At 74.2% G+C, this 20,406-nt stretch carries 20 protein-coding genes; 10 read left to right on the top strand and 10 right to left on the bottom strand.

The genetic code is table 11. The annotated features are described in order from the left end of the window. Positions 1 to 1,641 carry a glycosyltransferase family 39 protein gene (locus tag O7625_RS02005; protein ID WP_282343878.1) on the bottom strand — a complete coding sequence of 547 codons (1,641 nt, stop codon included), beginning with the start codon at positions 1,639 to 1,641 and terminating at the stop codon, positions 1 to 3. 344 nt (positions 1,642 to 1,985) lie between these two features. Here O7625_RS02005 and O7625_RS02000 point away from each other — a divergent pair, with 344 nt between their 5' ends. The 4 genes from O7625_RS02000 to O7625_RS01985 all read left to right on the top strand — a co-directional run bounded on the left by O7625_RS02000 (position 1,986) and on the right by O7625_RS01985 (position 5,507). Further along, entirely contained in the window at positions 1,986 to 3,707 is a 1,722-nt protein-coding gene (locus tag O7625_RS02000) for a nitrite/sulfite reductase (protein ID WP_282343876.1), read from the top strand. After that, positions 3,704 to 3,862 carry an IS1 family transposase gene (locus O7625_RS01995; protein WP_172898451.1) on the top strand — a complete coding sequence of 53 codons (159 nt, stop codon included), beginning with the start codon at positions 3,704 to 3,706 and terminating at the stop codon, positions 3,860 to 3,862. The genes O7625_RS02000 and O7625_RS01995 overlap by 4 nt, the downstream gene beginning before the upstream one ends. Next, entirely contained in the window at positions 3,859 to 4,623 is a 765-nt protein-coding gene (locus O7625_RS01990; protein ID WP_282343875.1) for a phosphoadenylyl-sulfate reductase, read from the top strand. Before O7625_RS01995 ends, O7625_RS01990 begins: the two co-directional genes overlap by 4 nt. Before the next feature lie 125 nt (positions 4,624 to 4,748). Beyond that, positions 4,749 to 5,507 (top strand): CbiX/SirB N-terminal domain-containing protein, encoded by a 759-nt coding sequence (locus O7625_RS01985; protein WP_282346777.1) that lies wholly within the window; start codon positions 4,749 to 4,751, stop codon positions 5,505 to 5,507. 132 nt (positions 5,508 to 5,639) lie between these two features. Here O7625_RS01985 and O7625_RS01980 read toward each other — a convergent pair whose 3' ends face one another. Beyond that, positions 5,640 to 5,897 carry a WhiB family transcriptional regulator gene (locus O7625_RS01980; protein WP_067311984.1) on the bottom strand — a complete coding sequence of 86 codons (258 nt, stop codon included), beginning with the start codon at positions 5,895 to 5,897 and terminating at the stop codon, positions 5,640 to 5,642. A 443-nt stretch (positions 5,898 to 6,340) separates the two neighbouring features. Beyond that, the gene (locus O7625_RS01975; protein ID WP_282343874.1) at positions 6,341 to 7,291 is read right to left on the bottom strand and encodes a diacylglycerol kinase family protein; all 951 of its coding nucleotides are present in this window, start codon (positions 7,289 to 7,291) and stop codon (positions 6,341 to 6,343) included. Positions 7,292 to 7,333: 42 nt separating this feature from the next. Between O7625_RS01975 and O7625_RS01970 the strand changes: the two genes are divergently transcribed. Then, the gene (locus tag O7625_RS01970) at positions 7,334 to 7,723 is read left to right on the top strand and encodes a hypothetical protein (RefSeq protein WP_067311987.1); all 390 of its coding nucleotides are present in this window, start codon (positions 7,334 to 7,336) and stop codon (positions 7,721 to 7,723) included. A 67-nt stretch (positions 7,724 to 7,790) separates the two neighbouring features. Here the strand turns inward: O7625_RS01970 and O7625_RS01965 are convergent, their stop codons facing one another. From O7625_RS01965 to sodN, 3 genes are read right to left on the bottom strand one after another with little or no spacing between them, the layout of a single operon-like run. Further along, positions 7,791 to 8,198 (bottom strand): ATP-binding protein, encoded by a 408-nt coding sequence (locus O7625_RS01965; protein WP_282343872.1) that lies wholly within the window; start codon positions 8,196 to 8,198, stop codon positions 7,791 to 7,793. Beyond that, positions 8,195 to 8,755, bottom strand: a complete 561-nt coding sequence (locus tag O7625_RS01960; RefSeq protein ID WP_282343870.1) for a GNAT family N-acetyltransferase — start codon at positions 8,753 to 8,755, stop codon at positions 8,195 to 8,197. Before O7625_RS01960 ends, O7625_RS01965 begins: the two co-directional genes overlap by 4 nt. Then, on the bottom strand, positions 8,752 to 9,156 hold the full coding sequence (gene sodN, locus O7625_RS01955) for a superoxide dismutase, Ni (protein WP_067311955.1): 405 nt from the start codon (positions 9,154 to 9,156) through the stop codon (positions 8,752 to 8,754). The genes O7625_RS01960 and sodN overlap by 4 nt, the downstream gene beginning before the upstream one ends. Positions 9,157 to 9,240: 84 nt before the next feature. On the opposite strand from sodN, the gene O7625_RS01950 reads away from it, so the two are divergent. The 3 genes from O7625_RS01950 (at position 9,241) to O7625_RS01940 (ending at position 11,957) form a co-directional block, all read left to right on the top strand. Continuing rightward, positions 9,241 to 9,591: a S24/S26 family peptidase gene (locus O7625_RS01950; protein WP_282343869.1), complete on the top strand. Its 351-nt coding sequence runs from the start codon at positions 9,241 to 9,243 to the stop codon at positions 9,589 to 9,591. 148 nt (positions 9,592 to 9,739) lie between these two features. Beyond that, positions 9,740 to 10,918 carry an NADP-dependent malic enzyme gene (locus tag O7625_RS01945; protein ID WP_282343868.1) on the top strand — a complete coding sequence of 393 codons (1,179 nt, stop codon included), beginning with the start codon at positions 9,740 to 9,742 and terminating at the stop codon, positions 10,916 to 10,918. 76 nt (positions 10,919 to 10,994) lie between these two features. Beyond that, complete coding sequence (locus tag O7625_RS01940; RefSeq protein WP_282343866.1) at positions 10,995 to 11,957, top strand: zinc-binding dehydrogenase; 963 nt, start codon at positions 10,995 to 10,997, stop codon at positions 11,955 to 11,957. A gap of 7 nt (positions 11,958 to 11,964) precedes the next feature. Here O7625_RS01940 and O7625_RS01935 read toward each other — a convergent pair whose 3' ends face one another. From O7625_RS01935 to pta, 4 genes are all read right to left on the bottom strand, one after another. Next, positions 11,965 to 12,927 (bottom strand): chlorophyllase, encoded by a 963-nt coding sequence (locus O7625_RS01935; protein ID WP_282343865.1) that lies wholly within the window; start codon positions 12,925 to 12,927, stop codon positions 11,965 to 11,967. A 106-nt stretch (positions 12,928 to 13,033) separates the two neighbouring features. Beyond that, positions 13,034 to 13,936, bottom strand: coding sequence for an alpha/beta hydrolase (locus tag O7625_RS01930; protein WP_282343864.1), 903 nt, complete (start codon positions 13,934 to 13,936; stop codon positions 13,034 to 13,036). Positions 13,937 to 14,024: 88 nt separating this feature from the next. Next, positions 14,025 to 15,146 carry an acetate kinase gene (locus tag O7625_RS01925; RefSeq protein WP_282343863.1) on the bottom strand — a complete coding sequence of 374 codons (1,122 nt, stop codon included), beginning with the start codon at positions 15,144 to 15,146 and terminating at the stop codon, positions 14,025 to 14,027. Next, positions 15,143 to 17,218: a phosphate acetyltransferase gene (gene pta / locus O7625_RS01920; RefSeq protein ID WP_282343862.1), complete on the bottom strand. Its 2,076-nt coding sequence runs from the start codon at positions 17,216 to 17,218 to the stop codon at positions 15,143 to 15,145. The genes O7625_RS01925 and pta overlap by 4 nt, the downstream gene beginning before the upstream one ends. A 334-nt stretch (positions 17,219 to 17,552) precedes the next feature. On the opposite strand from pta, the gene O7625_RS01915 reads away from it, so the two are divergent. Both O7625_RS01915 and O7625_RS01910 read left to right on the top strand, forming a co-directional pair. After that, on the top strand, positions 17,553 to 18,137 hold the full coding sequence (locus tag O7625_RS01915; protein ID WP_282343860.1) for a hypothetical protein: 585 nt from the start codon (positions 17,553 to 17,555) through the stop codon (positions 18,135 to 18,137). Then, complete coding sequence (locus tag O7625_RS01910; protein WP_282343858.1) at positions 18,130 to 20,316, top strand: glycosyltransferase; 2,187 nt, start codon at positions 18,130 to 18,132, stop codon at positions 20,314 to 20,316. Before O7625_RS01915 ends, O7625_RS01910 begins: the two co-directional genes overlap by 8 nt. Positions 20,317 to 20,406: the final 90 nt, after the last annotated feature.

The raw sequence follows: 20,406 nt of genomic DNA, 5'->3' as shown, positions 1-20,406 counted from the left end.
TCAGCCTCGGCGGACGAGCAGCGCCACGGTCACCCCCGGCCGGGGCCGGACCTGGGCGACGGCGAAGCCGGCCCGCAGCGCCTCGCCGCTCGCCCCGGGCACCGCGGCGAGCGGGTCGTCACGTCGCCCGGCTACCACCAGCCAGACCCGGTCGACGCCGGCCAGGCACTCGGCGGGTCGGGCGCACTCGCCGACCCACAGGTCGGCCCGCTCCCGTCGTCCCTCGGTGACCAGGACGTCCCGGGGGTGGACCCCGCCGGCCGGGTCGCCGGCCGTCCGGGCCAGGTGGTAGTCGACCCCCAGGTCGAGGAAGAGCCAGCCGTCGCGCGGGGCGTAGACCACCGCGTCACCGGGCCGCTGGCCGGCGGCGATCACCGCCGCCGCCCCCCGGTAGTCGACGGTGGCGCTGCGCGGCCAGCCGTGACCGTGCCGTACCGCGGCCTGGTCCGGCAGTCCGAGCAGCCCGGCCAGCGCCACCACCGCCAGCCCCGCGCCGGCCGCCGGCCGCCACCCCGTCGGCGGCGGCCCGGTCGGCACCGGCCCTGTCGGCCCCGGCCCCGGCGGTCCCGGCGGCGGCCCAGGCGGGCCGGGCGAGGGTCGGGCCGCCGGGGTCGGCCCGGCCAGGGCGGCACCGGCGAGCAGGCAGCCGAAGGGCACCGTGAAGAACAGGTAGCGCGGCACCCACAGCGGCACGGCCAGCGCGGCGACGAAGAGCAGCAGCACCGGCAGCAGCGCACAGACCCCGGGCAGCAGGCCGCGCCGCCCCGAGCGGGCCGCCCCGAGCGCGGCGAGCCCGACCAGCATCCCGCCCACCACACCGCTCTGCGCCAGGCCGCCGGGCAGGGCCGCGAGGTCCGCCGGCCGGGCCGGGGCGATCCAGTCGAGTTGGTGCGACCGCTGTCCCGCTGCGGTGACCAGCAGTGGTGTCAGCAGCAGGACGGCGACCAGCACGGCCAGCGCCCAGCCGGCCGACTGGCGGTCCCGCCACCGCGGGGTGCCCCCGCCGGGCTGGCCCGGCTCGGCCGTCCCGCCCGGGCGGGCGGGGTCGGCCGCCGGTCGGCCGGTCAGCACCGCCACGGCGTGCGCGGCGACCAGGCCCAGGGCGAGCAGGTGCGCCAGGCCGAGACCGGCCACCGCCGCCGCGTAACCGGCCCAGCGCCACCGGCCGGGGCGGTCCAGCGCGCGGACCAGCAGCACGGTGGCCAGCACGGCGAGGAGGGTGACCAGCGCGTACGGCCGGGCCTCCTGCGCGTACCGGGAGGTGCCCGGGAGGACGGCGAAGAGCAGGCCGGCGAGCAGGCCGGCAGCCGACCCGAACAACCGTCGACCGAGTACGGCGGTGAGGCCGGCCGCCGCCGCCATGGCCAGCACCGAGGGCAGCCGCAGCGCCGCCTCGGAGTCGCCGGCCAGCCCCGTCCAGGCGTGCACCGACAGGTAGTACGGGCCGCTCGCCGCGTCGATGGTGCGGGTGAGCCGCAGCAGGTCCCCGACCGGTCGGGTGGCCGCGCTCCAGGTGGCCAGCTCGTCGCGCCAGAGCTGGGCCCGGCCGATCCCGTAGCCGCCGACGAGCAGGGTGGCCAGCAGCGGGACCAGCCAGACCAGCGCCCGCGACAATCCCGCCGAATACCTCTTTCCGGACATTGCGCCCACTGATCGAGGATTCCACACCCGGTGGCGACGGTCACGGCGGGGATGCGGCCCGTGATGTGGGATGCCGCACCTAGTCATTGGCCGGTCTCCGGTGGGTGTGGGAGCATAGGCCCATGACCGCCGCTGTCGTCCGCCGCTTCGTGGCCCGCCGCCACGTCGACTACGGCCGCGTACGCAGCGCGCTCTGTCCGGCCTACTGACGACGCCCGACCCATCCGTCTCGGGCGCGCACTCCGCGCCGGCCGTTCCGACACCGTTGTCCTCGGCCCTCCCAGGGCACAGCCGCCGCGCCCGCGCTCCCACGAGGCACCGCAGAGACAACGGAGGACGCCGCGATGGCGGTCAGCAGCACCCCGGCCCGCCCCGGGAACCCGACGCCCACCGCCGGCCCCGTCACCCGTGCCCCCCGTCGTCCCCGTGGCGAAGGACAGTGGGCACTCGGGCACCGCGAGCCGCTCAACCCCAACGAGCGGATCAAGAAGGACGACGACCCGCTGAACGTGCGGGCCCGGATCGAGAACATCTACGCCCACGGCGGGTTCGCCTCCATCGACCCGCAGGACCTGCGCGGCCGGTTCCGCTGGTGGGGCCTCTACACCCAGCGCAAGGCCGGCATCGACGGCGGGCGCACCGCCGTGCTGGAGCCGCACGAGCTGGAGGACGAGTTCTTCATGCTCCGGGTCCGGGTCGACGGCGGTCAGCTCTCGCTGGCCCAGCTCCGGGTGATCGCCGACATCTCCCGGGAGTTCGCCCGGGACACCGCCGACATCACCGACCGGCAGAACATCCAGTACCACTGGATCCGGGTCGAGGACATGCCGGAGATCTGGCGTCGGCTGGAGTCGGTCGGCCTGCAGACCACCGAGGCCTGCGGCGACTGCCCCCGGATCGTGCTCGGCAGCCCGGTCGCCGGGGTGTCCGAGGACGAGGTGCTCGACCCGACCCCCGCGCTCGACGAGATCGTCCGCCGGTACGTCGGCGACAAGGCGTACTCGAACCTGCCCCGCAAGTTCAAGACCACGATCTCCTGGCTGGTCGACACCCCGTACGAGGCGAACGACATCGCCTTCCTCGGGGTCGAGCACCCGGAGCACGGCCCCGGCTTCGACGTCTGGGTCGGCGGTGGCCTCTCCACCAACCCGATGCTGGCCAAGCGGCTCGGTGTCTGGGTGCCGCTGGCCGAGGTTCCGGACGTCTGGGCGGGCGTGGTCGGCATCTTCCGCGACTACGGCTACCGCCGGCTGCGCAACCGGGCCCGGTTGAAGTTCCTGGTCGCCGACTGGGGCGTGGCGAAGTTCCGCGAGGTGCTGGAGAAGGAGTACCTCGGACGCACCCTGCTCGACGGCCCCGCCCCGCAACTGCCCGACAAGCCGGTCGACCACATCGGCGTGCACCGGCAGCGCGACGGGCGCAACTACGTCGGGGCCGCCCCGGTGGTCGGGCGGGTCTCCGGCGGGCAGCTCGCCAAGCTCGCCGACGTGGTCGAGGCGCACGGCAGCGACCGGGTACGGCTCACCCCGTACCAGAAGCTGCTGGTGCTGGACGTGCCGTCGGAGCGGACCGAGTCCCTGGTCGACGAGCTGCGCGGGATCGGTCTGGAGGCCCGGCCGTCGGCGTGGCGGCGCGGCACCATGGCCTGCACCGGGATCGAGTTCTGCAAGCTGGCCATCGTCGAGACCAAGGCGCGCGGCGAGGAGCTGGTGGCCCGGCTGGAGGAGCGGCTGCGCGACTTCGACGCGGACATCTCCATCCACCTCAACGGCTGCCCGAACGCCTGCGCCCGCACCCAGGTCGCCGACATCGGCCTCAAGGGTCAGCTGGTGGTCGGCCCGGACGGCCAGCAGGTGGAGGGCTTCCAGGTGCACCTGGGCGGCGGGCTGGGCATGGCCCAGGGACAGACCGCCGGGTTCGGCCGCAAGCTGCGCGGCCTGAAGACCACCGCCGACGAGCTTCCCGAGTACGTGGAACGACTGGCCCGCCGCTACCTGGCCGGCCGGACCGAGGGCGAGACGTTCGCCAACTGGGTGATCAGGGTCGACGAGGAGGAACTCCGATGAGCGAAACCCGATCCGCGCCGCTGCACTGCCCGTACTGCGGCGAAGAGGACCTGCGACCGAACGAGGCCGGACACGGCGCCTGGGAGTGCCACGCCTGCGCCCGGGTCTTCACCGTGAAGTTCAACGGCCTGCTCAGCCGGGCGGTGGCCCGATGACCGGCCTGCTCTCCGCCACCGATCTGGGTCTGGTCGGCCCCGGCGGGCCGGTGTCGGCCGATCCGGCCCGCCGGGACCGGGCCGAGCTGCGGGCGTTGGCCGAGCGGGCCGGCCGTGAGCTGGAGGGCGCTCCGGCGCTGGAGATCGCCCGCTGGGCGGCCGACACCTTCGGCGACCGGCTCTGCGTGACCAGCTCGATGGCCGACGCCGTGCTCGCCCACCTGGTGTCCCGGGTGGCTCCCGGCGTGGACGTGGTCTTCCTGGACACCGGGCTGCACTTCCCGGAGACGCTGCGGGTCCGTGACGAGGTGGCCCGCCGGCTGCCGGTGAACGTCCGGTCGATCCGGCCCCGGCAGACCGTCGGCCAGCAGGACGGCGAGTACGGCCCCCGGCTGTTCAACCGCTCGCCGGACGACTGCTGCCAGCTGCGCAAGGTCGAGCCGCTGGAGCGCGCCCTGTCCGGGTACGACGCCTGGGCCGCCGGGCTGCGCCGGGACGAGTCGCCGACCCGGGCGAACACGCCGGTGGTCACCTTCGACCCCCGGCGCGGCAAGGTGAAGGTGAACCCGATCGCCGCCTGGTCCCAGGCCGACGTGGACTCCTACGTCTCCCGCTACGACATCCCGGTCAACGAGCTGCTCAGCCGGGGCTACGGCTCGATCGGCTGCTGGCCCTGCACCCGTCGGACCAAGGCGGGGGAGGACCCGCGCGCCGGCCGGTGGGCCATGTTCGAGAAGACCGAGTGCGGGCTGCACGTCTGACCGGGCCGGAACACGTCCCGGCGACCGGCGCGGTGACTGCCGTACCGGCCGCCGGGCCGGCGCTACCCGGCTCCGGCGTGCCGGTGGTGCCCGACTGCGGCGGGTCGGTGGCACCCGACTCCGGCGTGCCGGTGGTGCCCCGTTCCGGCGTGCCGGTGGTGCTGGTGGCGCACGGCAGCCGCGATCCGCGCGCGGCGGCGGCGACCCGGGCGCTGGCCCGGGCCGTCGAGGCGGCCCGTCCCGGTACCCCGGTGCTGCCCAGTTGGCTGGACCACACCGATCCGGGGCCGACGGAGGTACTGCGAGGGCTGGCCGCCACCGGTCACCGTACGGCGGTGGTGGTGCCGCTGCTGCTCACCGCCGCGTACCACCGGCGGGTGGACGTCCCGGCGGCGGTGGCAGCCGCCCGGGAGGCCGCGCCGGAGCTGACGGTACGGGTGACCGACGTGCTCGGACCGGCCGACGGCACGGTGGACGCCGGGCTGCTGGCCGGGCTGGGTCACCGGCTGGCCGAGGCGGGTCCGGGACACGTCGACGCGCTGGTGCTGGCGGCGGCGGGGACCAGGGACGCGCGGGCGCGTGGTTCGGTGGGGCGGGTCGCCGCCGCCCTCTCCGCCGGGTTCGGGGTGCCCTGCACGGTGGCGTACGCCTCGGCCGCCCCACCGGTGGCCGGGGTGGCGGTGACCCGGTGGCGCGCGGCGGGCGCCCGGCGGGTGGCGGTGTGCGCCTACTTCCTCGCCCCGGGGCTCTTCCACGACGCGGTGGTGACGGCGGCCCGGCGGGCGGGTGCGGTGGCTGTCAGTGCGCCGCTGAACGACTCGCCGGACCTCGTGGACCTGGTGCTGCGGCGGGTCGACGCGACGGTCGGCGACAACCGGGAGTAACTGCGCCAGTATTACTGTGCGTGAATGTTCCGCCACGCGCACCGGTCGGGTTGCGGTAACGGAGAGTAGAGAATGCGGAACGCCCCGGCAGGGTGGACCCGGCCGGGGCGAACAGCGTGTGGGATCGGTTTTTCAGGCGGAGTGAGCGCGCAGCACCCGGAGACCGCCACGGCGCTTGACCGCGCGGCGCTCCTCTTCGCTCATCCCGCCCCAGACGCCGGCGTCCTGACCGGACTCCAGTGCCCACTGAAGGCACTGGTCGGTCACGGAGCAGCGCCGGCAGACGGCCTTGGCCTGCTCGACCTGCAGGACAGCCGGACCGGACGTCCCGATCGGGAAGAACAGCTCCGGGTCCTCGTCGCGGCAGACGGCATTGTGACGCCAGTCCATGGCGGCAACACTCCTCATTCTGGATGGGCGGCAGATAACGCTGGTGCTTTTCTTATATCCGTCCGCAGTGCCAATCGTGACGGTTCGCGTACGACTATTCAGCATTGCGTGAGCAGACTCGTTCAGCGCCTGGGCCTGCTGGAAAAGCTCGGCCCGCCGAGCGTATCCAGGCAATGTCCCGGTAACTCAAGTTCGCTTGTGAATACTTTCACGAACGAACGCGATGTCAAGGGGTGACGCGCGGAAAAACTCCGCTCGGTGAGCAAGCTCACGACCCTTTTGTCCGTTTTCCGGGCTTCCCCGTTACCCGGCGTACCACAGTCGAGGATCAATATAGTACAGTCCGCGTGACATTGCTGACATTTCCGGCACTACCTCCTCGGTGTGGCGGCCACCGCGCCGCGCGGTGTCCCGACCGCTCGACCTAGGGCGTTACCCGAGACCTAACAGATTACTCTCAGTGCGCCGGAAACGGAGGTGAATCTGACTTTGTGTCGCTCGCCGAGGTAGTCCCCGTCCAGCTGGAAGGCCTGCGGACGGGCCGAGACCAGCGTGAACTCCTCCAGATCGTGCAGTCGGAGCACCTGCTTGCCGTGCGGGTCGGGGTGTCGGGACAGGAGCTGGGTCACTGTGCGTGTTGTGCTGGCGACGCGTAGCTGACGAAGTGCCAGCACGTCCAGCCCGAGATCGAACGACGCCTCCGGGTTCGGGTTGACCTCCCGGTCGCCCAGGTACGTCCACGGCGCGGTGTTCTGGATGATCACCGTGCCCAGCTCGCCCTCGGCCGACTCGCCGGGCCGCTCCAGGCTGATCGCCGGATGACGGCGGTGCGCGCCGAGGAAGTAGTGGCTCAGGGTGGACCGGAAGTAGAGCGACGGTGACGACACCCGTCCCCGCCGCCGGGCCTGCTCCACCCGGTTGATCACCGCGGCGTCCAGGCCGAAGCCGGCGCAGAAGGTGAAGTAGCGGTCGTCGGCCCGGCCCAGCCCGATCGTCCGGGACCGGCCCAGCCGCAACCCCTCCAGGATCATGCTGGTGCCGTCCGCCCACTCCCGGGGCAGGCCGAGGGCGCGGGCGAAGACGTTGGTGGAGCCGCCCGGCACGGTGGCCAGCGCCGGCAGCCGATCCGCCGGGGAGCCACCGGTGCGGATCGTCGGTGGCTCGGCGGTCATCAGGCCGTTGACCACCTCGTTGACCGTGCCGTCACCACCCAGGGTGACCACCAGGTCGACGCCCTCCTGGGCGGCCTCCCGAGCCAGGTCGGTGGCGTGACCCCGGCGACGGGTGTACCGCACCGACAGGTCTACTTGGCTGCGCAGTGCCCGGACCAGGACGTCCCGGCTGCGTTCGCTGGTGGTGGTGGCCTTCGGATTGACCACCAGGACGGCCCGCATGGCCGGCACTTTACGTGATGGGGCAGCGGTATCGTGGCCCGCGTGACGATCGACTCCGCGCCGGTTCCCGACACCCTGCGGTGGGCGGTACGCCTGCTGCGGGCCGAAGCGGTCGCCCTGGCGCTGCTCTCCGGATGGCTGGTCTGGGCCGACCTCACCGCCACCAAGACCGACCTCGTCTCGGCACTCTTCGTGACCGGCTTCGCCGTTGCCGGTGCCGTCGCCCTCTGGGCGCTGGGCGGGGCGCTGACCCGCCGTCGGGCCGGTGCCCGGGCCCCGGCGATGGTGCTGGAGCTGATGCTGCTGCCGGTCGGCTGGTTCATGGTCTCCGGCGGGCTGGGCTGGCTCGGCGTACCCCTGATGGCGCTCGGCCTCGGTGTCTGCGCGCTGCTGGTCAGCCCGCCCACCACCCGGGCGCTGGGCTTCGACTGACCCTCGGTCACCGGCCCGGAACGGCCGGGCGGCCGGGGGTCAGTAACCGCCGGAGCGGCGGCGGGGGTCAGTAGCCGCCGGAGCGGCGGGTGAGCAGCGAGATGGTGGCCCGCCCGTCGGCCGATTCGGCCGCCGCCGAGGTGGTCAGCGCGGTGAGCACCTTCCAGGCGAACGAGGACTCGCCCGGCAGGGCCGCGCCGCGCACGGTGGGCACCGTCACCTCGACGGTCAGCGCGTCCTCGGTGACCGAGAAACGGCACTCCAGCTCGGCGTCGCGGGTGGCGATGGCGAGCAGCATGGCGCACGCCTCGTCGACCGCGATCCGCAGATCCTCGATCTCGTCGAGAGCGAACTGGAGGCGGGCCGCGAGCCCCGCCGTGGCGGTGCGCAGCACGCCCAGGTAGCCGCCGTCGGCGGGCACGGTGAGGTGCACGACGTCGTCGTCGGTCGCTGGCTGGCCGGTCAGTTGAGTCACGCCTCATCCCCCCGGTCCGGGACTCTACCCGGCCGGGCCGACACGTGCGTGGCCGCCGTCACCCCGCGCCCGGCGAGGCCGCGCAGGGCCGCTCCACTGAGCCGGTACGGCACCCACTCGGTCATCGGATCGGCGTCGATCGAGGCGTAGAACCGGGCGGCCGGATTCCAGTGGATCATGGACCAGTCCAGCCGCTGGTAGCCGCGCTCCACACAGATCCCGGCGAGCGCGGCGAGCAGCGCCCGGCCCGCCCCGGTGCCCCGGTGGGCCGGGCGGACGTACAGGTCCTCCAGGTAGATGCCGTGCACGCCGGCCCAGGTGGAGAAGTTGAGGAACCACAGGGCGAAGCCGACCGGCCGGTCGTCGTCGTCCACCGCGACGTGACCGAACAGGGCCGGAGCCGGACCGAACAGGGCCCGGTCGAGCTGCGCCACGGTGAGCAGGCACTGGTCGGCGGCCCGCTCGTAGTCGGCCAGTTCGTGCACCATCGTGACGACGGCCGGCACGTCCCCGGGACGTGCCGGCCGGATCGCCGGTGCCGTGGCGGGCAGGGTCACGCCTGCTTGGTCTCCCAGAAGATCTTGGAGATCTCGTCGATCTTCTGGAGCAGCTCGTCGGCCTTGGCCGGGTCGGTCGCGCCCTTGGCGCCGGCCGCGCCGGCGGCCTTGGTGGCCTCGTTGAAGAGCTGGTGCAGGTGCGGGTACTTCTCGAAGTGCGCCGGCTTGAAGTAGTCGGTCCAGAGCACCCACAGGTGGTGCTTGACCAGGTCGGCGCGCTGCTCCTTGATCAGGATGGCCCGGGTGCGGAACTCCGGGTCGGTGTTCGCCTGGTACTTCTCGCAGATCATTTTGACCGACTCGGCCTCGATCCGGGCCTGGGCCGGGTCGTACACGCCGCACGGCAGGTCGCAGTGGGCGCTGGCGGTCACACGGGGCGAGAGGATGCGGGCAAGTCGCATCAGGGTCCTCCATGGGATGTTTGCGATGATCCGAGACGACACTACTCCTGAGGACGTCCCCGGCAGGGGCGGAGGGGAAACCTCGTGACGGTCGGCGGGCCCGGTTCCCTCCCACGGCTGCGTGCCCCGGTCACCGCCGTCGGCGTCGTCGGCCCGTCCATGTCGCCGACGCTGCGCCACGGCGACGCCGTGCTGGTCCGCCGGGGTGGCCGACCGGTCCGCCCCGGCGACGTGGTGGTGGCCGTTTTCCGCAGCCGCCCGGAGCTGCTGGTGGTCAAGCGCGCGATCCGTCGGCAGGGCGACGGTTGGTGGTTGCGCGGTGACAACGAGTTCGGCACCGACGACTCCCGGGCGTACGGGGTGGCCGACGTGCTGGGTCGGGTGGTGTTCCGCTACTGGCCCCGCCCCGGCCGGCTGCCGGCGGTGTCGATATGACCCTCCTCACATGCGGCACCGGTGGGCTGACTATGCTCGGGAGGTGCCCGGGTGACCCCCGTACCGCGTACCCGCGTGTCGCCGCTCCGCCTCACCTCGCGCCATCGCGCCGGCCGCTCCGTCTGCTTCGACAGATCCTGGAGTCACCATGTCCGCATCCACAGTGGATTCCGCCGATCCCGTCTTCCGACTGCACCGCGGCGGCAAGCTGGCCGTCACCTCGACGGTGCCGCTGACCACCCGCGAGGACCTCTCCCTCGCGTACACCCCGGGGGTGGCCCGGGTGTGCGAGGCTATCGCCGCCGACCCGGCCCTGGTCGACGACTACACCTGGGTGTCGCACACCGTCGCGGTCGTCACCGACGGCTCCGCCGTGCTCGGCCTCGGCAACATCGGCCCGCGCGCGGCGCTGCCGGTGATGGAGGGCAAGGCGGTGCTGTTCAAGCAGTTCGCCGACGTGGACGCGGTGCCGATCTGTCTGGACACCCAGGACGTCGACGAGATCGTGGCCACGGTGCGCGCCCTCGGCCCGTCGTTCGGCGGGATCAACCTGGAGGACATCAGCGCCCCCCGCTGCTTCGAGGTGGAGCGGCAGCTCGACGAGGCGCTGCCCATCCCGGTCTTCCACGACGACCAGCACGGGACCGCGATCGTGGTGCTCGCCGCGCTGCGCAACGCGGCCACCCTGCTCCACCGCAAGCTCGGCGACCTGCGGGTGACGGTCAGCGGGGCCGGTGCCGCCGGGATCGCGGTCACCCGCATGCTGGTCGCCGGGGGAGTGGACCCGGAGCAGGTGGTGGTCTGCGACTCCCGGGGCATCATCGGCCGGCACCGGTCCGATCTGACCGAGACCAAGGCGCACCTGGCCGGGACCACCAACGCCCAGGGCCGCCGGGGCGACGTCACCGAGGCGCTGCGCGGCGCGGACGTGCTGATCGGCGTCTCCGGCGGGCGGATCGACGAGGCGGCGGTCGCCGGGATGGCCCCCGGGGGGATCGTCTTCGCCCTGGCCAACCCGACCCCGGAGGTGGACCCGGCGGTGGCCGCCCGGTACGCGGCGGTGGTCGCCACCGGGCGCAGCGACCATCCCAACCAGATCAACAACGTGCTCGCCTTCCCCGGGGTGTTCCGGGGCGCGCTGGACGCCCGGGCCACCCGGATCACCGACGGGATGAAGGTGGCCGCCGCCGACGCGATCGCCGGGGTGGTCGCCGGGTCGCTCAGCGCGGACGCCGTCGTGCCGTCCCCGCTCGACCCCCGGGTCGCCCCGGCGGTGGCGGCGGCGGTCGCCGGAGCCGCCCGCCACGACGGCGTGGCCCGCGCCTGAGCCGGCGGCGGATCGGCGTCGCCGGCCGGACAGTGGCCGGCCGGAACCCTTCGTGAACGATCGTTCCGCTGTTACGGTGCGGATCATGCGTGCCGCCTATGCCTCCCGGTTCGACGCCGACAACCCGCTCGCCGCGCTCACCGTCGGCGACCGTCCCGAGCCCGCCCACCCGGACGACGACTGGGTGACCGTGCAGGTCCGGGCCAGCTCGCTCAACCACCACGACCTGTGGTCGCTGCGCGGGGTGGGGCTCGCCGACGGCCAGCTGCCGATGATCCTCGGCTGCGACGCGGTCGGCACCGACCCGGACGGCAACGAGGTGGTCGTCTACCCGGTGCTGCCCACCCCGGGCGACCCGCGTGGCGTCTCCATCCTCTCCGAGCACTACCAGGGCACCCTCGCCGAGCGGGTGGCCGTACCCCGGATGAACCTGCTGCCGCTGCCGACCGGCCTGTCGGCGACCGACGCGGCCTGCCTGCCGACCGCCTGGCTCACCGCCTGGCGGATGCTCACCACCCGCGGCCGGGTCGCCGACGGCGAGTCGGTGCTGGTGCAGGGGGCCGGCGGCGGCGTCGCCACCGCGGCGGTCGCGCTCGGCGTGGCGCTGGGCAAGCGGGTGTACGCCACCAGCCGCGACGCCGGCAAGCGGGAGCGCATCGCCGCGCTGGGGGCGACCGCGGTGGAGCCCGGCGCCCGGCTGCCGGAGCGGGTCGACGTGGTGATCGAGACGATCGGCGCGGCCACCTTCGACCACTCGTTGAAGTCGGCCGCTCCGCTGGCCCGGATCGTGGTCGCCGGGGCGACCTCCGGGCACCTGCCGGCGGTGAACCTGCGGCGGGTCTTCGCCATGCAGCTGGAGATCCTCGGCACCTCGATGGGCACCCCGGACGAGCTGACCGAGCTGCTCGCGTTCTGCGCCGAGCACGAGGTGCGCCCGCTGGTGGACAGCGTGGTCCCGTTCAGCCGGGTGGCCGACGCCTTCGCCCGGCTGCACTCCGGTGACGTCTTCGGCAAGGTCGTCGTCGACCACACCGCCTGACCAGGGGTCAGAGCCGGTCGTCGAGGGTGGCGATGTCACCCCGGGCCGCCGAGACGGGGAGCCGGCCCTTGGCGGCCTCGTCGCCGTAGAGGGACCAGCGGAGGAACTCGATCGTGGTGTCGGAGACCACCCGCAGGGCCGCCCCGTCGCCGAGCAGCGCGCGGCCGTGGTCGCCCCGGGGCAGGCTGAGCATCGCCTTCGGCCAGGGCACCGCGTCGTAGGCGGCCTTGCCGGCGGCGTAGTCGACCACCTCGTCGGCCCGGCCGTGCACGAAGAGCTGCGGGGCGGCGGTCCCGGCGAAGGCGGTGCCCACCCCCAGCCCCGTCCCGGCGAGCACCACCCCGGCGCGCAGCCGCTCGTCCCGCCCGGTGGTGAACAGGCCGATGGTGGTCACCCCGCCGGCCGAGTGCCCCGCCGCCGCCACCCGGTCGGTGGCGAGCCGGCCGCGCAGCGGGTCACCGGCCCGCGCGTCCAGCGCGAGCACCTTGTCAAGTACGTACGACACGTCGGCGGGCTGGTTGAGCACGTCGAGGACGCTGCCGTCGGTGCCCTTGCCGGTGTGCGGGAAGGTCGGCGCGGCCACCACGAAACCGGCCGCCGCCCAGCGGGTCAGCAGCGCCTGGTAGTCGGTCGGCCGGCCGTCCAGGCCGTGGCTGAACGCCACCACCGGGAACCGTCCGGTGGCCACCGTCGCGTCGCGCTGCGCCGCCGCACCGGCTCCGCCCCGGGCCGGGTACCAGAGGGTCACCGGCAGCGGGCGGTCGCCGCCCCGGTTCAGCTTGAGCTGTCGTACGCCGACCGCGAACGCCTCGGCCGGCGCCGTGCCGGCGGGCACGCGTGGAGCCGGCGTGGTGGCCTTCGGTGGCGTCGGCGGTGCCGCGGTGGGGGCGGGAGCCGGCGTCGAGCAGCCGGCGAGGCCGCCGACGAGCAGCGCGGCGGTCAGCAGGACCGGGGTACGGCGACGGAACATGAACCCGATTGTGCCCTGCCGGCCGGAGCACCCGGCCGGCTACGGCCCGTCGCGGCCCGGCAGAATGCCCCGGTCGCTACCCGGTCGACACCCGGCCGGGCGGCGGTCACGGTGCCGGGCCGGCCAGCCGGTCGTCGAAGGTGGCGACGCCGGGTCGGGCGGCGTCGGCGCGCAGCCGGCGGCCGGCGTCCCGGTCGTCGTAGAGGGTCCAGCGGAGGAAGTCGGTGGTGGCGGCGAGGACCTGGTCGAAGCCGGGCCGGCCCGGGGTCAGGTACTCGCCGTGGCCCTGCCCGAGCAGGCCGAGGAACGCCTTCGGGCCGGTCGCCCGCCGGTAGCCGGCCTGCCCGACGGTCAACGGCACCACCGGGTCGGCGGTGCCGTGCACGAAGAGCAGCGGGGCGGCCGGGCCGGCGAAGGCCCCGGCCAGCCCGCCCCCGGCGATGATCACACCGGAGCGCAGCCGGGCCGGGTGGCCGGAGGTGAACATGCCGGCGGTGGTGAAGCCGCCCGCCGAGTGGCCGGTCGCGGCGAACCGGCCGACGTCCAGGTGCCCGGCCAGCGGGTCACCGGCGCGGGCGTCCAGCCGGACCAGGTGCCGGATCAGCCGCCAGGCGTCGGCGGGCTGGTTGCGGACGTCGGCGCGGCTGAACCGGGTCGCCCGCCGGCTGGTGTACGGGTAGGCCGGCGCGGCCACCACGAATCCGGCGGCGGCCCACCGGGTGGCCAGTGCGGCGTGCAACTCGGGCAGGCTGAGCAGGCCGTGGCTGTGCACCACCACCGGGAACCGGCCCGGGGCGACCCTGCCGCGTTCGGTCGGGTACCACAGCGTCACCGGCAGCGGGCGCGGCCCGGTCGGGTCGACGGTGAGGGTGCGGACCGCGACCGGCCGGGCCTGGTCCGGGGCATGCCGGGCCGGCGGCGGTGGCGGTGGCTCGGTGGCGGCGGTGGCCGGGGCGCAGCCGGCGAGCGACGCGGCCAGCAGCACGACGCACAGCCGCCTCACCCCCATCCCCCGACGGTAGGTGGTCGGTGGCCCGTCCCGGCCCGGCCGTCCGGACCGATGGTGGTCACCACCCCGGTCGGTCCGCCTCCACCGGTCAGTCCCTGCCGGACAGCACCGCGTGGGTCTGCCGGGCGATCTCCCGCTCCTCGTCGGTGCCGACCACGCAGACGCTGACCGCCGCGCCGGCCGGGGAGATCACCCGGTCGCCGGTGCCGGCGTTGCGCTCCGGGTCGACGGCGATGCCGAGCCGGTCCAGCCCGGCCAGGGCGGCGGCCCGCACCTCGGGGGAGTGCTCGCCCACCCCGGCGGTGAAGGTGATCGCGTCCGCCCCGCCCAGCAGCGCGTGGTACGCCCCGACGTAGCCGGTGATCCGCCGGCAGTAGACGGCGAAGGCGAGGACGGCGGCGGGATCCCCGGCGGCCCGGCGGGACTGCACCTCCCGCATGTCGTTGGCCCCGGTCAGCCCGAGCAGCCCGCTGCGGTGGTTGAGCAGATCGTCGATCTCGTCGACGCCCATCCCGCCCTCGCGGCGCAGGTGGAAGATCACCGTCGGGTCGAGGTCCCCGCTGCGGGTGCCCATCACCAGCCCCTCCAGCGGTGACATCCCCATCGAGGTGGCCACGCTGCGGCCACCGTCCACCGCGCAGGCGCTCGCCCCGTTGCCCAGGTGCAGGCTGATCGTGCGCAGCCGGTGGTACGGCCGGTCGAGCAGCTCGGCGGTGCGCCGCGACACGTACCCGTGGGAGGTGCCGTGGAAGCCGTACCGCCGGATGTCGTGGCGGCGGGCGGTGTCCAGGTCGATGGCGTAGGTGGCGGCGGCCTCGGGCAGGGTGTGGTGGAACGCGGTGTCGAAGACCGCCACCTGGGCGACGTCCGGCAGCAGCTCCCGGGTGACCGCGATGCCGGCCAGGTTGGCCGGGTTGTGCAGCGGAGCCAGCGGCACCAGCTCGCCGATGGCGGCGAAGACCGCGTCGTCGATCCGGACCGGCGCGCTGAACCGCCGGCCGCCGTGCACCACCCGGTGCCCCACGGCGGTCAGCCCGGTCAGGTCGAGCCGGCCGAGGACGTCCCGGACGGCGGTGGCGTGGTCGGCCGGTCCCCGGCCCGGCTCACCGACCCGCTCGACGGTGCCGGAGTCGACGGTCGACCCCCCGGAGTAGAGCCGGTACTTGACCGACGACGATCCGCAGTTGAGCACCAGCACCCGGTCGGTCACGACCCCTCCTCCGGCGATCCGGCCGCCTGGATGGCGGTGATTGCCACCGTGTTGACGATGTCGGCGACCTTCGCGCCCCGGGACAGGTCGTTGACCGGCCGGCGCAGGCCCTGCATCACCGGCCCGACGGCCACCGCCCCCGCCGACCGCTGCACCGCCTTGTAGGTGTTGTTGCCGGTGTTGAGGTCCGGGAAGACGAACACGGTGGCCCGGCCGGCGACCGTGCTCTGCGGCAGCTTCGTCGCCGCGACCTGCGGGTCGATCGCCGCGTCGTACTGGATCGGCCCCTCGACCAGCAGGTCGGGCCGGCGCTCGCGGACCAGCCTGGTGGCGGCGGCGACCTTCTCCACGTCGGCCCCCGCGCCGGAGTCCCCGGTCGAGTACGACAGCATCGCCACCCGGGGTTCGATGCCGAACCGGGCCGCCGTGTCGGCCGAGGAGATGGCGATGTCGGCGAGCTGGGCGGCGTCCGGGTCGGGGTTGACCGCGCAGTCGCCGTAGACGAGCACCCGGTCGGCGAGCAGCATGAAGAAGACGCTCGACGCCACCGAGACACCCGGCACGGTACGGATGATCTCGAAGGCGGGGCGGATGGTGGCGGCGGTGGTGTGGGTGGCCCCGGAGACCATCCCGTCGGCGTGCCCGGTGGCCACCATCATGGTGCCGAAGTAGTTGGGCTGGGCCACGATGTCGTGCGCCAGCTCGACGGTGACGCCGCGGTGGGCGCGCAGCGCCGCGTACCGGGTGGCGAACTCGTCCCGCCAGGCGCTGCCGGCCGGGTCGACCACCTGCGCGCCGGTCAGGTCGATGCCCAGCTCACGGGTGCGGCGGGCCACGTCGTCCGGGCGGCCGAGCAGGGTCAGGTCGGCCACCCCCCGGCGGAGCAGGATCTCGGTCGCCCGCAGGATCCGCTCGTCGGTGCCCTCCGGCAGCACCAGCCGGCGGCGGTCGGCGCGGGCCCGGTCGATCAGGTCGTACTCGAACATCAGCGGGGTGACCCGCTCGGAGCGGCTGACCCGCAGCCGGCGGGCCAGGTCGACGGTGTCCACGTGACCCTCGAACGCGCCGAGGGCGGCCTCCACCTTGCGCGGGTTGGCCGGGCCGGGCCGGCCCTCGATGTGGCTGGACGCCTCGACCGTGTCGTAGCTGTCGCTGGTCACCGAGAGCACGGCGAAGCCGGTGTTGAGCCGTTCGACCAGGCGCATGACCCGGGGGTCGGGCTGCTCGCCGAGGGTGAGCACCACCCCGGCCAGCGAGACCTGACCGGCGACGTGCGCGGTGCTCGCCGCGACCAGCAGGTCGGCCCGGTCGCCGGGGGTGATCACCAGGGCGCCCTCGGTCAGGTGGTCGAGCAGGATCGGCACGTGTGCCGCGCCGACCACGTAGTCGAGCACGTCCCGGCCGAGGGCGGCGTCGTCCCCGGCCAGCAGGGTCGCGTCGAGGGCCGCCGCCACCTCGGCCACCGTCGGCGCGGACACGCTCGGCACCTCCGGGATGGCGTACGCGGGGACCGGCAGCTCCGGCAGGGTCAGCGCCCCGGTCACCCGGTTGGCGATCACCGCCAGCACCGTCGCGCCCAGGTCGGCCAGATCGTGGTACGCCCCCCGCGCGGCGGCCGTGATCGCCTCCGGCTGCTGCCCGAAGCCGTCCACCACCGGCACCACCACGCTGCCGAACTCGGTGGCCAGCCGGGCGTTGAAGGCCAGTTCCCGGGGGCCGGCGGTGTCCCCGCCGTCGGCGAAGTCGCTGCCCACCACGATCACCGCCGGGCAGCGTCGTTCGACCGCCCGGTACCGCTCGACGATCCGGGAGATCAGCTCCTCCCGTCGTCCGTCGGCGACCAGGGCCGCCGCCTCGGCGTACGTCACGCCGGTCAGGTCGGCCTCGGGCAGCTCGATCCGGTAGCGGTCGTGCAGCAGGGCGAGGATCGGGTCGGGGCCGGCGTCGGAGACCAGCGGTCGGAACACGCCGATCCGTTCGACCTGCCGGGAGAGGAGTTCCGCGAGGCCGAGGGCGATGGTCGACTTACCCCCGCCGGACCCCACGCTGGTCAGGTAGACGCTGCGGGCCACGCCCCCACCCTAGAAGATCAGGTCGCGCCCCGCCCGGGACCTTCGCCCCGAACCGGCGCGGCCCGACGGTGCCGGCCCGGTGCGGGCCAGACGGTGCCGGTCCGGTGCGACCCGACGGGGCCGGCCCGGTGGGCGTCAGCGGGACGGCGAGCGTCCGCCAGTGCGACCCGAGTCTCATTAGTGGGACAGGCTAGGAGCTGAGTGATCCTCGTGCCTAGACTCGCATCCTATGGCTGCCGACCGTCTGAGCAGGGAAAATGCACACTCCGGGAAATCGAAGCCGGCAGGTGCAATCGGCGGTCAGTCTGCTGCTGATCCACATTGTATCGACGGCGTGACGGAATTCGATGGGCCGACCGTGGTGATCAGCCGCGCCGACGGCCCCACCGCGACGATCGCCGCCGTCACCCCACCGACCCCGGTGTTCGTCGACCCCAGCGGCCGACGCCACTCCCGGCTGCGCTGGTTCGCGTACGCCCTCGGGCTGGTGGGCCTGATCTACACCGGGCTGGTGGGCGTCAGCTTCGCGGGCGGCATCGCGCCGCACGCGGTGCTCCCCTTCGTCGACGAGGTGGCGCAGCCCGAACGGTCGCCGGCACCGTCGGCCGAGGCGACCACCCGCGCTCCCGCCGCCACCGCCGTCGCGCCGCCGACCGTCGCCTCCCGGCGGCCGGCGGCGGGCACCCCCGCCGCCGTCCCGGTCACCCCGTCCACGGTCCGCTCCACCGGCACCCCGTCGCCGTCCCCGAGCGCCAGCCGGTCGCCGAGCCGCAGCCCGGCCACCGGATCGGCCTCGCCCCGGCCGACCCGGCCCGTCCCGACGACCACGACGCCGCCGGCACCGGAGCCGACGGACGAGCCGCCGACCCTGCCCGACCCGGTGCCCGGCGGGGGCGACGGCGGACGCGTCGATGGGTGAGCCGCCCGTCCGGGTGGGACGCCGTCGCGTGGTCGGGTCGGCCCGACGCCGCCGGGCGGTGCCACCACCGAGCTGGATCCTGCTCGGCACGGTGCTGTCGCTGCTGGCCGGCGTGCTGCTCGTCGGCGCGTACGCCAACGCGTCCTTCGCTCCGGACCGCCGGCAGAGCACCGGCGGGCAGCGGGAGGTGCCCACCTCGGTGGTGACCGGGGGGCCGATCATCAGCGCCAGCAGCGAGATGGTCCGCTCCTACCGGCTGCCGCCGCGCACCATCGCGTTGACCTTCGACGACGGCCCCGACCCGGTCTGGACCCGCGAGGTGCTGCGGGTCCTGGACACCCACCAGGTCAAGGGGACGTTCTTCGTGCTGGGGTCGCAGGTCGCCCGGCACCCCGGGGTGGCCCGGGAACTGGCCGACGGCGGGCACCAGCTCGGTGTGCACACCTTCACCCACCCCGACCTCGCCGAGCTGCCCGGCTGGCGGCAGCGCCTGGAGTACGCCCAGACCCAGCTCGCCGTGGCCAGCGCCACCGGCCTGCGGACCTCGCTGGTGCGGTTCCCCTACTCCTCGCACCCGGGGGCGATCGACAACCGGGACTGGCCGGTGCTCACCGCCGCCGGTGACCTGGGCTACCTGACGTTCCTCAACGACACCGACAGCCAGGACTGGTCGCTGCCCGGGGTGGACCGGATCATCGAGAACGCGGCCCCGGAGGGCGACTCCGGTGCGGTCACCCTCTGGCACGACGCCGGTGGCGACCGGTCGCAGACCGTCGCCGCCCTCGACCGGTTCATCCCGATGATGAAGCAGCGGGGATACCGGTTCGTCACCGCCACGGAGGGGCTGAACCTCGCCTTCGCCGCCGCCGGGGTGGACCACCGGGTGGACGCCGCCGTGCCCGCCTCCGCCGCCGACCGGTGGCGCGGCCGGATGCTGATCTGGGCGGTGCAGGGCGCCGACGACATGCTGACCGTGTTCGGCGGGCTCTTCGTCGTCGTCGGCCTGCTCACCGTCGGCCGTACGTTCGTGCTGTTCGTGCTGGCCGGGCGGCACGCCCGCCGTCGACGGCGCAGGGACTGGAGCTGGGGGCCACCGGTCACCGCCCCGGTCTCGGTGATCGTCCCGGCCTACAACGAGAAGGAGGGGATCGCCGCCGCGGTCCGCTCGCTGGCCGGTGGCGACCACCCGGGCGGGATCGAGGTGGTCGTCGTCGACGACGGCTCCACCGACGGCACCGCCGACATCGTGGACGCGCTCGGCCTGCCCAACGTCCGGGTCGTCCGCAAGCCCAACGGCGGCAAGCCCAGCGCCCTGAACACCGGTCTGGCGCTGGCCCGCCACGACCTGGTCGTGATGGTCGACGGGGACACCGTCTTCGAGCCCGACGCGGTCCGCCGGCTGGTGCAGCCCTTCGCCGACCCGCAGGTGGGCGCGGTGGCCGGCAACGTCAAGGTCGGCAACCGGCGCAGCCTGATCGCCAAGTGGCAGCACATCGAGTACGTCATCGGGTTCAACCTGGACCGGCGGCTCTACGAGACGCTGCGCTGCATGTCGACGGTGCCGGGCGCGATCGGCGGGTTCCGGCGGGAGGCGCTGCGCTACGCCGGGGGGATGACCGACGACACCCTGGCCGAGGACACCGACATCACCATCGCCCTGGGCCGGGCCGGCTGGAAGGTGGTCTACGAGGAGACCGCCCGCGCCTGGACGGAGGCCCCGGCGACCATCGGTCAGCTCTGGAAGCAGCGCTACCGGTGGAGCTACGGCACCATGCAGGCGATGTGGAAGCACCGCCGCTCGGTGTTCGACCGGGGCGCGTCCGGCCGGTTCACCCGGCGGTGCATGCTCTTCCTCAGCCTCTTCGGGGTGCTGCTGCCCCTGCTCGCCCCGGTGATCGACCTGCTGGCCCTGTACGGCCTGTTCTTCCTCGACCGTCAGGCCACGGCGGTGGCCTGGCTGGCCATGCTCGGGGTGCAGACCGCCACCGCCGTGGTGGCGTTCCGGCTGGACCGGGAGAAGCTGGGGGTGCTCTGGGTGCTGCCCCTGCAACAGTTCGTCTACCGGCAGCTGATGTATTTGGTGCTGGTCCAGGCGGTGGTCACCGCGGTGACCGGGGGCCGGCTGGGCTGGCAGAAGCTCCGTCGCACCGGCCTGGAACCGGCCGTCCGCAGTGGCTGACCCGTAGGGGGTTGCCGTGGGCGGTCCCGGCCAGCGGTACGCCCGACGGTACGCCGTGGACGGTCCCGGCCAGTGGGTAGGCCGTGGGCG

Origin of the sequence: Micromonospora sp. WMMD714, from assembly GCF_029581315.1 — a bacterium.
Taxonomy (GTDB): domain Bacteria; phylum Actinomycetota; class Actinomycetes; order Mycobacteriales; family Micromonosporaceae; genus Micromonospora; species Micromonospora rifamycinica.
This window is presented reverse-complemented; position numbering and strand designations above follow the sequence as displayed.